Origin of the sequence: Streptomyces sp. NPDC050528 (assembly GCF_044457795.1) — a bacterium.
Taxonomy (GTDB): domain Bacteria; phylum Actinomycetota; class Actinomycetes; order Streptomycetales; family Streptomycetaceae; genus Streptomyces.
Genome location: NZ_JBITHH010000008.1, coordinates 560,152 through 573,112 on the forward strand (window position 1 = coordinate 560,152; position 12,961 = coordinate 573,112).

The 12,961-nt window shown below is 70.3% G+C and carries 13 protein-coding genes; 10 read left to right on the plus strand and 3 right to left on the minus strand.

What is annotated here, in order from left to right; all coding sequences use genetic code 11:
- Window positions 1-78 precede the first annotated feature (78 nt).
- Complete coding sequence (locus ACIBK4_RS29050; RefSeq protein ID WP_398999130.1) at window positions 79-840, minus strand: cache domain-containing protein; 762 nt, start codon at window positions 838-840, stop codon at window positions 79-81.
- Between the two features lie 39 nt (window positions 841-879).
- A complete protein-coding gene (locus tag ACIBK4_RS29055) occupies window positions 880-1,605 on the minus strand; it encodes a FadR/GntR family transcriptional regulator (RefSeq protein WP_398999234.1) in 726 nt (241 codons plus the stop codon).
- 131 nt (window positions 1,606-1,736) lie between these two features.
- Here ACIBK4_RS29055 and ACIBK4_RS29060 point away from each other — a divergent pair, with 131 nt between their 5' ends.
- Genes ACIBK4_RS29060 through ACIBK4_RS29075 form a run of 4 tightly spaced genes read left to right on the plus strand, consistent with a single transcriptional unit; the run spans window position 1,737 to window position 5,712 of the window.
- Window positions 1,737-2,774, plus strand: a complete 1,038-nt coding sequence (locus ACIBK4_RS29060) for an ABC transporter ATP-binding protein (RefSeq protein WP_398999132.1) — start codon at window positions 1,737-1,739, stop codon at window positions 2,772-2,774.
- A 50-nt stretch (window positions 2,775-2,824) separates the two neighbouring features.
- Entirely contained in the window at window positions 2,825-4,018 is a 1,194-nt protein-coding gene (locus ACIBK4_RS29065) for an ABC transporter substrate-binding protein (RefSeq protein WP_398999134.1), read from the plus strand.
- A gap of 3 nt (window positions 4,019-4,021) precedes the next feature.
- Entirely contained in the window at window positions 4,022-4,885 is an 864-nt protein-coding gene (locus ACIBK4_RS29070; RefSeq protein ID WP_398999136.1) for an ABC transporter permease, read from the plus strand.
- Window positions 4,886-4,896: 11 nt separating this feature from the next.
- Window positions 4,897-5,712: an ABC transporter permease gene (locus ACIBK4_RS29075; RefSeq protein WP_398999138.1), complete on the plus strand. Its 816-nt coding sequence runs from the start codon at window positions 4,897-4,899 to the stop codon at window positions 5,710-5,712.
- Window positions 5,713-5,786: 74 nt separating this feature from the next.
- Here ACIBK4_RS29075 and ACIBK4_RS29080 read toward each other — a convergent pair whose 3' ends face one another.
- Entirely contained in the window at window positions 5,787-7,199 is a 1,413-nt protein-coding gene (locus ACIBK4_RS29080; protein ID WP_398999140.1) for an aminopeptidase P family protein, read from the minus strand.
- A 93-nt stretch (window positions 7,200-7,292) separates the two neighbouring features.
- On the opposite strand from ACIBK4_RS29080, the gene ACIBK4_RS29085 reads away from it, so the two are divergent.
- The 6 genes from ACIBK4_RS29085 (at window position 7,293) to ACIBK4_RS29110 (ending at window position 12,948) form a co-directional block, all read left to right on the plus strand.
- Window positions 7,293-8,465 carry an NAD(P)/FAD-dependent oxidoreductase gene (locus ACIBK4_RS29085; protein WP_398999143.1) on the plus strand — a complete coding sequence of 391 codons (1,173 nt, stop codon included), beginning with the start codon at window positions 7,293-7,295 and terminating at the stop codon, window positions 8,463-8,465.
- Window positions 8,462-8,764 (plus strand): (2Fe-2S)-binding protein, encoded by a 303-nt coding sequence (locus tag ACIBK4_RS29090; protein ID WP_398999145.1) that lies wholly within the window; start codon window positions 8,462-8,464, stop codon window positions 8,762-8,764. The genes ACIBK4_RS29085 and ACIBK4_RS29090 overlap by 4 nt, the downstream gene beginning before the upstream one ends.
- Window positions 8,757-10,190 (plus strand): FAD-dependent oxidoreductase, encoded by a 1,434-nt coding sequence (locus ACIBK4_RS29095; protein WP_398999147.1) that lies wholly within the window; start codon window positions 8,757-8,759, stop codon window positions 10,188-10,190. Before ACIBK4_RS29090 ends, ACIBK4_RS29095 begins: the two co-directional genes overlap by 8 nt.
- Window positions 10,191-10,244: 54 nt before the next feature.
- Window positions 10,245-11,141: a dihydrodipicolinate synthase family protein gene (locus ACIBK4_RS29100; protein ID WP_398999150.1), complete on the plus strand. Its 897-nt coding sequence runs from the start codon at window positions 10,245-10,247 to the stop codon at window positions 11,139-11,141.
- 40 nt (window positions 11,142-11,181) lie between these two features.
- On the plus strand, window positions 11,182-12,183 hold the full coding sequence (locus tag ACIBK4_RS29105; protein WP_366429964.1) for a proline racemase family protein: 1,002 nt from the start codon (window positions 11,182-11,184) through the stop codon (window positions 12,181-12,183).
- Between the two features lie 69 nt (window positions 12,184-12,252).
- Window positions 12,253-12,948: a GntR family transcriptional regulator gene (locus ACIBK4_RS29110; RefSeq protein ID WP_366429965.1), complete on the plus strand. Its 696-nt coding sequence runs from the start codon at window positions 12,253-12,255 to the stop codon at window positions 12,946-12,948.
- Window positions 12,949-12,961 lie beyond the last annotated feature (13 nt).

Sequence of the window (12,961 nt, forward strand, 5' to 3'; positions counted from 1 at the left end):
ATCGCCCCAACTCGGCACGCGGGCGTGCGAGTTCGGTGCGACCCGGCCCCAAATCGGCGCCCGCGCCGCTGACTTCGGTCACCGCTCCGCGACCACCAACACCAACGGCACCCCGTCGCACGGCACCAGCCGCGCCCCCTGCGCGGACCCGGCCCGGCCCGCCGCGAGCGCCTCGGCGAAGTCCGGCCCCTTGCTGAGGGAGCCGACCAGATGCCGGGGATCGGTCGAAGCGGCCACCCGGCCACGGGCGTTCACCAGCCGGGCCGGTCCCGGCAGCCGGTGCAGCATCGGCATCACGGCCGCCTCGAAGTGCCGTAGATACACGTCCGCCGCGGCCACCCCGGCGAACCGGCCCTCCGTCAGGACCGGTGCGGACAGGGTGAGGCTGTACTCGTCCGAGCAGAGGTAGTCGACGTACGGCCCGGCGACCGCCCGCTCCCCGGTGTCGCGAGGCAGCGCGAACCAGTCCCAGTGCGTGTAGTCGGCGTACGCCGAGTGCTCGGGGTCGAGGTCGAGCAGCAGCGGGCGGATGCCTCCGTCGGACGTGGTCTGCCACCACTCCAGCCATGCGGGTACGTCGCTCAGCAGTCCCGGTGCGGCGACGAAGCCGACGCCGGACACCAACTCGTGCCGGGCGAGCCGGAGATGGAGCCCGGGGCGGAGCGCGGCGAGGTCGACGGTCGCCGGGCGGCGGCCCTGTGCGGCCACCTTGGCGAGCAGCGCCGTCGTGTCGGCGCGGGTGGCCGCCACGGCGTCGAACACGGACTCCAGGGCCGAGCGGACCCCGGCCGCGACGGACTGCTCGGGTGCCGTGGCCGGTGTTGCCGTCGCGAGGCTCATGCGTGCCCTCCAGCAGACGGGGAGCGGACGCGGTGACGGTTACAGGACCAGCCGCTCGGCGATGAGCCGCGCCGTCGATTCCTGCACGCACCGCTCGGCCAGCTCCCTGGCCGAATCGTGGGCCCCATCTTGCACGGCCGAGATTACGGAGCGGTGACGGGCTGCGGCTTCTTCACGATATTCGTCGTTCCCGAGCACGAGACACAGCAGCGCGCCCACCTCGGTCTGCAACGCGACCTGTTCACGGGTGAGTCGGGCCGACTGCGCGGCGGCGGCGAGCTCGACGTGGAAGCGGCCGTAGACCCGGCCGCGTGCCGCCGCGTTCTCGGCGTGCGTCAACTCGTCGGCCGTACGCCGGAGTTGGACCAGGTCCTCGGGCTCGGTGCGCTGTGCGGCGAGCCGGGCGGCGGTGCCGGACAGGGCCGCCCAGTGGTCGCCGAGGTCGCGCAGTTCCTCGGTGCTCCAGCCGCGCAGCCGGACCTTCAGCCGCTCCTCGCCCGGGACCTCGGGAAGCGACACGAAGCTGCCGCCGCCGCGCCCCCGGCGGGTGGTGACGAGGCCCTGCTGGCGCAGCGCCATCAGCGCCTCCCGCAGGGTCACCGTGGACACCCCGAGCTGCCCGGCGAGCTCGCTCTCGCCCGGGAGCTGCTCACCGTCGGCGAGCAGTCCGAGTTCGATGGCGTCCCCGAGCCTGCTGACGACGGCGTCGACCCGCGCCCGGTTGTCGACCGGGGCGAAGACGGCCTTCCGGGCGCCGCCGTTCATGTGCTGCTGCTGGTTCACGGCCACCACCTTGCACGTTGACTCAAGCTTTACCCTAAGGGGGTCTTGAGATTTGAACTATGACTTCATATGTTTCCGTGCAACGTTACAGAGCACCAGAAAGGTTCCCGCCCATGGAGGGGATTGCGATCCGGCTGCGGGATCTGCGGAAATCGTTCGGTGAGACGGCCGCCGTGGCCGGGGTCGACCTGGAGATCAGGGACGGCGAGTTCTTCTCGATGCTCGGCCCGTCCGGCTCGGGCAAGACGACCGTGCTCCGCATGATCGCCGGCTTCGAGAGCCCCACCGGGGGCACCATCGAACTCGCCGGCCAGGACGTCACCGGCCTCGCCCCCTTCGAACGGGACGTCCACACCGTCTTCCAGGACTACGCCCTCTTCCCGCACATGACGGTCGAACAGAACGTCGCCTACGGCCTCAAGGTCCGGAAAGTCCCCAAGTCCGAACGCCTCGTCCGCGCCCGAAAGGCCTTGGCAGAAGTACGACTTGAGGGCTACGGCACCCGCCGCCCCGCCCAACTCTCCGGCGGCCAGCGACAACGCGTCGCCCTCGCCCGCGCCCTCGTCGGCCGCCCCAGCGTGCTGCTGCTCGACGAACCCCTCGGCGCCCTCGACCTCAAGCTGCGCGAGCAGATGCAGGTCGAACTCAAGGCGCTCCAGCGGGAGGTGGGCATCACCTTCGTCTTCGTCACCCACGACCAGGAGGAGGCCCTGACGATGAGCGACCGCATCGCCGTCTTCAACGAGGGCCGCATCCAGCAGGTCGGCACCCCCGCCGAGGTCTACGAACGTCCCGCGACCCCCTTCGTCGCGTCCTTCGTCGGCACCTCCAACCTGCTGGAGGGCGAGTCCGCCCAACGCGTCGTCGGCACCCCGGGCACCTACAGCATCCGGCCCGAGAAGATCCGCGTCCTCAAGGACTCCGCCGGGAGCGACGACCCGGACCACGAGAGCGCCGCCGGCACCGTCGCCGAGGTCGTGTACCTGGGGGACTCCACCCGTTTCCTCGTCGACCTCGACGCCGGCGGCCGGCTCACCGCACTCCAGCAGAACCTGGAGACCTCCGCCGAGGACGTCGCCGCCTACCGGGGCAGCCGGGTGCGACTGCAATGGCACCGACGCCACACGGTGCACGTTCCCGACCCGCACTGACCCTGACCCGCTCGCTCCCTCGCCCATCTCCTCCACCCATGGAGAACGCCGTGCGTCTCACCCGAACCCTCCAGGTCACGGCCTGTGCCGCCGTCCTGCTCGCCGCCACCGCCTGCGGCTCCTCCGACAGCGGTTCGTCGGGCGGCGGCCTCAACCCCCCTGATCTCAAAGCCCAGTCGAAGCTCGGCAAGAGCGAGGGCGAGGTCAACCTGATCGCCTGGGCCGGCTATGTCGAGGACGGCTCCAACGACCCCAAGGTGAACTGGGTCAGCGACTTCGAGAAGCAGACGGGCTGCAAGGTCAACTCCAAGGTCGCCGCCAGCTCCGACGAGATGGTCAAGCTGATGAAGACCGGCGAGTACGACGCCGTCTCCGCCTCCGGCGACGCCTCCCTGCGCCTCATAGCCTCCGGCGACGCGGCCCCCGTCAACACCAGCCTGGTCCCCAACTACAAGGACATTTTCCCCGACTTGAAGCTCCAGGCCTGGAACTCGGTCAAGGGCAAGGCCTACGGCATCCCGCACGGCCGCGGAGCCAACCTGCTGATGTACAACACCCAGAAGGTCACCCCCGCCCCGACCTCCTGGGCCGCGGTCTTCGACGACGCCTCGAAGTACAAGGGCCATGTGACGGCGTACGACTCACCGATCTACATCGCCGACGCGGCCCTCTATCTCAAGGCCACCAAGCCCGAGTTGAAGATCAAGGACCCCTACGCGCTCGACCAGAAGCAGTTCGATGCCGCCGTCGCCCTGCTGAAGAAGCAGAACGCGGACATCGGCGAGTACTGGAGCGACTACCTCAAGGAGATCTCCGCCTTCAAGAGCGGTGACTCCGTCGTCGGCACCACCTGGCAGGTCATCGCCAACCTCACCGCCGACGAGGGTACCAAGATCAAGGCCTTCGTGCCCAAGGAAGGGTCGACCGGCTGGTCCGACACCTGGATGATCTCCGCCAAGGCCAAGCACCCCAACTGCGCCTACCAGTGGCTCAATTGGATCGTCTCCCCGAAGGTCAACGCCCAGGTCGCCGAGTACTTCGGCGAGGCACCCGCCAACTCCAAGGCGTGCGCCGAGACCAGCGACAAGAACTTCTGCACCACCTACCACGCCGCCGACACCGCGTACTGGAAGAACATCGCCTTCTGGAACACGCCCATCGCGCAGTGCCTCGACGGCCGCACCGACGTGAAGTGCGTGCCGTACGCGAAGTGGGTGCAGGCCTGGACCGAGATCAAGGGCTGAGACATGTCCCTGCTGAACCGGACCGCGGGGGCGCTGTACCGGCGCCCCCGGCTGCGGCTCTCCCTGCTGCTCACCGCACCGCTGCTGTGGCTCGCCGTGCTCTATCTCGGCTCCCTGAGCGTGCTGTTCGTCTCCGCGTTCTGGACGACGGACTCCTTCACCTCCGAGGTGGTGAAGGTCTGGTCGACCGACAACTTCCACGAGCTGTTCACGGTGCCCGTGTACCGGCAGGTCATCCTGCGCAGCATCGGCGTCGCACTCGCCGTCACGGTCCTGTGCGCGGTGATCGCGTTCCCGCTCGCCTTCTACACCGCCCGGGTCGCCAAGCCGAAGTGGCGCCCGCTGCTGGTGGTCGCCATCCTCACCCCGTTGTGGGCCAGTTACCTCGTCAAGGTGTACGCGTGGCGGCTCATCCTCTCCCAAGGCGGCCTGGCCGACTGGATGTTGAAGCCGTTCGGGCTGAGCGGACCCGGATTCGGACTGCCCGCGACCGTCCTCACCCTGACGTACCTCTGGCTGCCGTACATGGTCCTGCCGATCCACACCGCGCTGGAGCAGCTGCCCGCCAACCTCCTTGACGCGTCGGCCGACTTGGGCGCGCGGGCCGGGCGGACCTTCCGGTCGGTCGTGCTGCCGATGGTGCTGCCCTCCGTCGCCGCCGGCTCCATCTTCACCTTCTCGCTCAGCCTCGGCGACTACATCACCGTGCAGATCGTCGGCGGCAAGACCCAGCTCATCGGCAACCTCGTCTACTCCAACATCGAACTCAACCTGCCCATGGCCGCCGCCCTCGGCACCGTCCCGGTCGTCGTCATCGTGGTGTACCTGCTCGCGATGCGCCGCACGGGCGCGTTGAGCAGCCTGTAGAGGAGCCCGTCGTGCAACTCTCCCGTTCCGCGCGTATCGCCCTGCGCGTGGCCGCCGGGTTCGGCTTCGCGGTGATCTACGTCCCGCTCCTGCTCGTCCTCGTCAACTCCCTCAACCCGGACCGCAGCGCGAGTTGGCCGCCGTCCACCCTGACCTTCCACTGGTGGTCGGTCGCCTGGCAGAACTCCGGTGCCCGCGCGGCCCTTTGGGTCTCCGTGAAGGCCGGTCTCGGCGCCACCGCGATCGCCCTGGTGCTCGGCACGCTGATCGCCTTCGCGGTCGCCCGGTACCGCTTCTTCGGCCGCGACGTCATCTCCTTCGTGGTCGTCCTGCCGATCGCGCTGCCCGGCATCGTCACGGGAATCGCCCTCAACTCGGCGTTCAGTACGGTACTTGAGCCGCTCGGGGTGGGCCTCGGCCTGTTCACGGTGATCGTCGGACACGCCACCTTCTGTATCGTCGTCGTCTTCAACAACGTCGTCGCCCGCCTGAGGCGCACCTCCGGGTCGTACGAGGAAGCCGCGATGGACCTGGGCGCCGACACCTTCCGCGCCTTCGTCGACGTGACCTTCCCGCTGGTGCGCTCGGCGCTCCTCGCGGGCGGACTGCTCGCCTTCGCGCTGTCCTTCGACGAGATCGTGGTCACCACGTTCACCGCCGGCCCCGGCATCGAGACCCTCCCCATCTGGATCTTCAACAACATGACCCGCCCCCAACAGGCCCCGGTCGTCAACGTGGTGGCCGCGGTCCTCGTCCTGCTGTCCGTGCTCCCGATCTACGTCGCCCAGCGCCTGTCCGCCGACACGGCCACCGCGAGCCGGGTCTGACGACTGGTCAATCCGGCGTTGGGGCGTGCCTGACGACTGGTCACCCATGTTGTCCAGGTGACCAGTCGACGCACTCAGCCAGCGAACTCCCGCATCCACGCCTCGACTTCGTCGGCGGATCGCGGCAACCCCGCCGACAGGTTCTCGTAGCCGTCGGCGGTCACCAGCAGATCGTCCTCGATCCGGACGCCGATGCCCCGCCATTCCTCGGGCACCGTCAGATCGTCGGGCTGGAAGTACAGGCCCGGCTCGACGGTGAGCACCATGCCGGGTTCGAGGACGCCGTCCACGTACTCCTCGTTGCGCGCCTGCGCGCAGTCGTGCACGTCCAGCCCGAGCATGTGCCCGGTGCCCGCCATCGTGAACCGGCGCTGCAGCGCCAGCTCGTAGGCCCGCTCGGCCGGCCCCTCGATGAAGCCCCACTCCACCAGCCGCTCGGCCAGGGACCGTTGGGCCGCCTCGTGGAAATCCCGGTAGTGCGCACCCGGCTTCACCGCCGCCATGCCGGCCTCCTGGGCCTCGAACACCGCGTCGTAGACCTGGCGTTGGACCGGAGTGAACGTGCCGTTGATCGGGAGGGTGCGGGTGACGTCGGCGGTGTAGAGGCTGTGCGTTTCGACTCCCGCGTCCAGCAGGAGGAGTTCACCGGGGCGGACCGGGCCGTCGTTGTCGGTCCAGTGCATGATCGTGGCGTGCTCGCCGGCGGCGCAGATCGAGCCGTAGCCGACATGGTTGCCCTCGACGCGCGCCCGGCGGAAGAAGGTGCCCTCGATCCAGCGCTCCGAGGTGGCGACCGCCTGCGACAACTCCCGTACGACATCGGTGAATCCGCGCACCGTGGAGTCGACGGCCCGGCGCATCTCGCCGATCTCCCACTCGTCCTTGATCAGCCGCAGCCCGGAGACGGCCGACTCGAACTCGTCGTCGCGTTCCTCATCGGTGTCGAGGGCCGCGTCCAGCGCCGGGTCGACGCCGCGGACGATACGGGTGGGTGTGCCGGAGGCCTTCGCCAGGTCCTCGGCGATCGTGCGGATGTCACGGCACGGCAGGCCGAGTACGAGAGCCGACTCGGCGAGCGATCGGCGGCGGCCCATCCACAGCTCGGCGGTGTAGCCCGTCCAGAACTCGTCGCTGTCCCGGCTGTCGCGGGGGAGTTGGTAGCAGTGCGCGTCGTGGCCGCCGTCGGCGCGGGGCTCCAGGACCAGGGCACCGTCGCGCCCCTGGTCGCCGGTGAGATGCACATAGCCGGAGTACGGGCGGAACGGGTGGTGGTCGTCGTTCGAGCGGATCAGCAGCTTCCCGGACGGCACGACCAGGCGCTCACCCGGGAAGAGCGCGGACAGCGCGGCCCGGCGGCGCGCCGCGTGCGGTGCCTGCTCGGCCGGCTCCAGATCCGTGCGCTCGGTGTCGGCCCAGCCGGTGCGCATCAGGGCGGACAACTCGTCGGAGATTCCTCGGTACAGACCGTTCTTTCGGCCCTTGGCCACGTCGGGCACCTCTTCCGTGTGCGGTGATTCCGGGTGTGGTGACAGTCGCGTCGGAACATACCCAACCAGTGAGTCATGTGACATAGTACTGCCGTGAGCAAGCGACTGACCTGCGATGTCGTGGTCGTCGGAGCCGGAATGGTGGGCGCGGCCTGCGCCCTCTACGCGGCCCGGGCGGGCCTCGACGTCGTCATCGTGGACCGTGGCCCGGTCGCCGGCGGTACGACCGGCGCCGGCGAGGGCAACCTGCTCGTCTCCGACAAGGAACCCGGCCCGGAACTCGACCTGGCCCTCCTCTCCGGCCGCCTGTGGGCGCAACTCGCCGAGGAGATCGGGGAGTTCGTCGAGTACGAGGCGAAGGGCGGGCTGGTCGTCGCCTCCAGGCCCGACGGTCTCACCGCGCTGGAGCGCTTCGCCGACGAGCAGCGCACCGCCGGAGTCGTCGCCGGACCGGTCCACGGCGACGCCCTGTACGACCTCGAACCCCACCTCGCCCCCGGCCTCCCGGGCGGCGTGTACTACCCCCAGGACTCCCAGGTGATGCCCGCCCTGGCCGCCGCCCACCTCGTCCGGGCCTCGGGCGCCCGCCTGCTCACCGGCCGCACGGTGACGGACGTACTCCTCAAGGCGGACGGCACGGTCGACGGCGTCCGCACGGACCGGGGCGACATCCTCGCCCCCACGGTCGTCAACGCCGCCGGCACCTGGGGCGGTGAACTCGCGACCCTCGCCGGAGTCACCCTCCCTGTCCTCCCGCGCCGCGGCTTCGTCCTCGTCACCGAACCGCTGCCACGCCTGGTCCGCCACAAGGTGTACGCCGCCGACTACGTGGCCGATGTGGCCAGCGACTCGGCCGCCCTCCAGACCTCACCGGTCGTGGAGGGCACCGCCGCCGGACCGGTGCTGATCGGCGCGAGCCGCGAACGCGTCGGTTTCGACCGGGAGTTCTCGCTGCTGGTCGTCCGGGCGCTGGCGGCGGGGGCGACGCGGCTGTTCCCGTTCCTGTCCGACGTCCACGCGATGCGCTCCTACCTCGGCTTCCGCCCGTACATGCCGGACCACCTCCCCGCCATCGGCCCCGACCCCCGAGTCCCCGGCCTCGTCCACGCCTGCGGACACGAGGGCGCAGGCATCGGACTCGCCACCGGCACAGGGCACTTGATCGCGCAGCTGCTGGGCGGCAAGAACCCGGACCTCGACATGACGCCCTTCCGGCCCGACCGTTTCCCAGAGTTCCCCGAGTTCCCCGACAAGGAGGGCGCGTGAACTCCCCACTGGACCTCGCCGACGCCCACCCGGGCCCGGCCTTCACGGTCACCCTCGACGGCCGCGAGATCGAGGCCCTCCCCGGCCAGACCGTCGCCGCCGCACTGTGGACGGCGGGCGTGACGTCCTGGCGCACCACCCGGGGCGAGGGCCATCCGCGCGGCATCTTCTGCGGGATCGGCATCTGCTACGACTGCCTCGTCACCGTCAACTCCCGCCCGAACCAACGGGCTTGCCTGGTGCCCCTGCACCCGGGAGACGCCATCCGTACGCAGGAGGGGACGGGCCACGATGACTGACGACCGACCGCACCTCGCCGTGATCGGCGCGGGCCCGGCGGGACTCGCCGCCACCGTCGCCGCCGCTGCCCACGGTGTCCGCGTCACCCTGGTTGATTCGGCGGCTCAGGCTGGCGGCCAGTTCTACCGACAGGCCGCCGCCGCACTCAACGCCGGGCGCCCGCAGGCCCTGCATCACCAGTGGCGGACGTGGGAGCGGCTGAGGGACGCCCTCGCACGACACGTGGAGGTGGGCCGCGTCACGCACTTGACTGACCATCATGTCTGGCTCGTGGAGCGGCGGTTGAAGCAACTGACCGGCGGTGCCGCCCGAGACGCCTTCACCGTGCACGCCCTCCTTGGCCCCGCCCAGGAGTCCCCGGTCGAGGTGCGCGCCGACGCCGTTCTCCTCGCCACCGGTGGCTACGAGAAGGTCCTCCCGTTCCCCGGTTGGACCGTTCCCGGAGTCCTCACCGCAGGCGGCGCCCAGGCCATGCTCAAGGGCACCCTCGCCGTCCCCGGACGCACCGCCGTGGTCGCCGGTACCGGTCCGCTCCTCCTCCCCGTGGCAACCGGCCTCGCGGCAGCCGGAGTCGAGGTGGCCGCGCTCGTCGAGTCCGCCGACCCCAGGGCGTTCGTGCGACGGACCCGAGCACTCGCCGCGCAGCCCGGCAAGGTCGCCGAGGGTGCCCAGTACGCGGCCCAACTCCTACGGCATCGCATCAAGTTGCTCACCCGGCACACCGTCGTGGAGGCCCACGGTGAAGAGCGGCTGGAGGCGGTGACCGTCGCCGCACTCGACGCCGACGGGCGCGTCCGGCCCGGCACCGAACGCCGGATCGCCTGTGACATCCTCGCCGTCGGCCACGGCATGCTCCCGCACATCGACCTCGCCGAGACCCTCGGCTGCCGACTCGACGGGACCGGCGTCCACGTCGACGACGAACAGCGCACCGACGTCCCCGGCGTCTGGGCGGCCGGCGAGACCACCGGCATCGGCGGTGCGGCGCTCTCCCTCGCGGAGGGGCATATCGCGGGACGTTCCGCCGCCGCGCGCCTGAACGGCACCGCACCCGACCCGAGTTCGTGGGTGTCGGCCGCCAAGTCCCGTACCAAACTGCGGGAGTTCTTCGCCGCCCTCGACACCGTGTACGCACCGGCCGCCCATTGGACCGATCTCGTCACCGACGACACCGTGGTCTGCCGCTGCGAGGAGGTCACCGGGGGAGCGGTCCGCGAGGCCGTGGACGGGCTCGGTGCCGGTGACGCGCGGACCGTGAAGCTGTTGACGCGGGCCGGGATGGGCTGGTGTCAGGGGAGGGTGTGCGGGCCCGCCGTCGCGGGGTTGGCCGGGTGCGAACTCGCCCCGTCCCGGCGGCCGTTCGCGCGGCCCGTGCCGCTCGGGGTGCTGGCCCGTGCCGGCGAGTCCGAACCCGCGCCGGACTGACCGTACGCCCTGTTCACCAGTGAAATACCACGCGCTCTTGAGATGGGACTTCCTATGACCACCACCCCGAACCGCCCCTGGCGCGGCGTCCTCGTCGCCACCGCGCTCCCGCTGACCGACGAACTGGCCGTCGACTACGACAAGTTCGCCGAGCACTGCGCCTGGCTGGTCGAGAACGGCTGTGACGGTGTCGTGCCGAACGGCTCGCTCGGCGAGTACCAGGTGCTCACGCCCGAGGAGCGGGCCAAGGTCGTCGAGACGGCCGTCGCCGCGATCGGCGGCGCGCGTGTGATGCCCGGTGTCGCCGCCTACGGTTCCGCCGAGTCCCGCCGTTGGGCCGAGCAGGCGCGCGACGCCGGCTGCGCCTCCGTGATGCTGCTGCCGCCCAACGCGTACCGTGCCGACGAGCGTTCGGTCCTCGCGCACTACGCGGAGGTCGCGAAGGCGGGCGTGCCGATCGTGGCGTACAACAACCCCATCGACACCAAGGTCGACCTGGTGCCGGAGCTGCTCGCGAAGCTGCACGGCGAGGGGTACATCCACGCCGTCAAGGAGTTCTCCGGTGATGTCCGGCGTGCGTATCAGCTCGCCGAACTCGCCCCGGAACTCGATCTGTTGATCGGTGCCGACGACGTCCTGCTGGAGCTCGCGCTCGCGGGTGCGAAGGGTTGGGTGGCCGGTTACCCGAACGCGCTGCCCGCCGCATCCGTCGAGCTGTACCACGCGGCCGTCGGCGGCGACCTGGCCACGGCGAAGACGCTGTACGCGCAGCTGCACCCCTTGCTGCGCTGGGACTCCAAGGTCGAGTTCGTGCAGGCCATCAAGCTGTCCATGGACATCGTCGGCCGGCACGGCGGTCCGGTGCGTCCGCCGCGCGCACCGCTGCTGCCCGAGCACGAGGCGGTCGTGCGCTCGGCCACCGAGAAGGCGGTCGCGGCGGGGCTCGCGTAACCAACGGCACAGTGGTTCACCGGCATTCATCAGGAGCGTCATGCGCAGCAAACTCGTCCTGCACGCCGTCGACTCGCACACCGAGGGCATGCCCACCCGCGTGATCACCGGCGGCATCGGCACGATCCCCGGCGCGACCATGAACGAGCGGCGGCTGTACTTCCGCGAACACCGCGACCACATCCGGCAGTTCCTGATGAACGAGCCGCGCGGCCACTCCGCGATGAGCGGCGCGATCCTCCAGCCGCCCACCCGCCCCGACTGCGACTGGGGCGTCGTCTACATCGAGGTGTCGGGCTATCTGCCGATGTGCGGGCACGGCACGATCGGCGTCGCCACCGTGCTCGTCGAGACGGGCATGGTCGAGGTCGTCGAACCGGTCACCACGATCCGGCTCGACACCCCGGCCGGACTCGTCGTCGCCGAAGTTGCCGTAGAGAACGGCGCCGCGAAGAACGTCACCCTCAAGAACGTCCCCTCGTTCTCCGTCGGCCTGGACCGTAAAATCACACTCGCCGACGGGCGAACGGTGACATACGACATGGCGTACGGCGGCAACTTCTACGCCATCCTGCCGCTGGACCAGTTCGAGCTGCCCTTCGACCGGGCCCGCAAGGACGACATCATCAAGGCGGGACTGTCCCTCATGGAGGCGATCAACGACCGGGACGAGCCCGTCCACCCCGAGGACGACTCCATTCGCGGTTGCCATCACGTCCACCTGTACGCGCCCGGCGCCACCGCCCGGCACTCCCGGCACGCGATGGCGATCCACCCGGGCTGGTTCGACCGCTCACCCTGCGGCACGGGCACCAGCGCGCGCATGGCACAGCTCCACGCGCGCGGTGAACTCCCTTTGCACACCGAGTTCGTGAACGAGTCCTTCATCGGCACGCAGTTCACCGGACGGCTCCTCGACACCACCGAGGTCGCCGGAGTCCCCGCCGTCCTGCCCAGCTTCACCGGCCGCGCCTGGATCACCGGCACCGCCCAGTACCTGCTCGATCCCGCCGATCCGTTCCCGGGCGGATTCATCCTCTAGATCGGGGATAATGGCCGGTCACGCGTGACATTGCACCGTGTGTGACCTTGCACCACTAGGAGACTTCCGATGGCCGTCCAGCGAGCCGGCGCCCCGCCCACCACCGCTCCGGACCTGCCCACGCTGGGCGGCAAGAAGAGCAGCTATCGCGAGCGGGTCGTCGATGCCCTGCGGGCCGCGATGATCGCGGGGGAGCTGCGGCCGGGCGAGGTGTACTCCGCGCCCACGCTCGCCGCCCGCTTCGGCGTCTCGGCGACCCCGGTGCGCGAGGCCATGCTGGATCTGGCCAAGGAGGGGCTGGTCGACACCGTTCCCAACAAGGGGTTCCGGGTCACCGCCGTCTCCGAGAAGCAGCTCGACGAGTACACCCACATCCGCGCCCTGATCGAGATCCCCACGGTGGTGGCGCTGGCCGAGACCGCCGACCCGGTCTCGCTGGAGGCGCTGCGGCCGGCCGCCCGGGAGATCGTCGGCGCGGCCGTTGCCGGTGACCTCATCGCGTACGTCGAGGCGGACACCCGTTTCCATCTCGGGTTGCTCGCGCTTGCGGGCAACGCCCACCTCGTCGAGGTCGTCGGTGATCTGCGGGGGCGGTCCCGCCTCTACGGGCTGACCGCCCTCGTCAAGGCAGGACGGCTGCTGGCCTCCGCGCAGGAGCATCTGGAGCTGCTGGACGCGCTGTTGGACCGTGACAAGGGGGCCGTGCGTGAGATCATGACCCGGCACCTGGGGCATGTCCGCGGTCTGTGGGCCGCCCACGACTGACCCGCCGGCACCG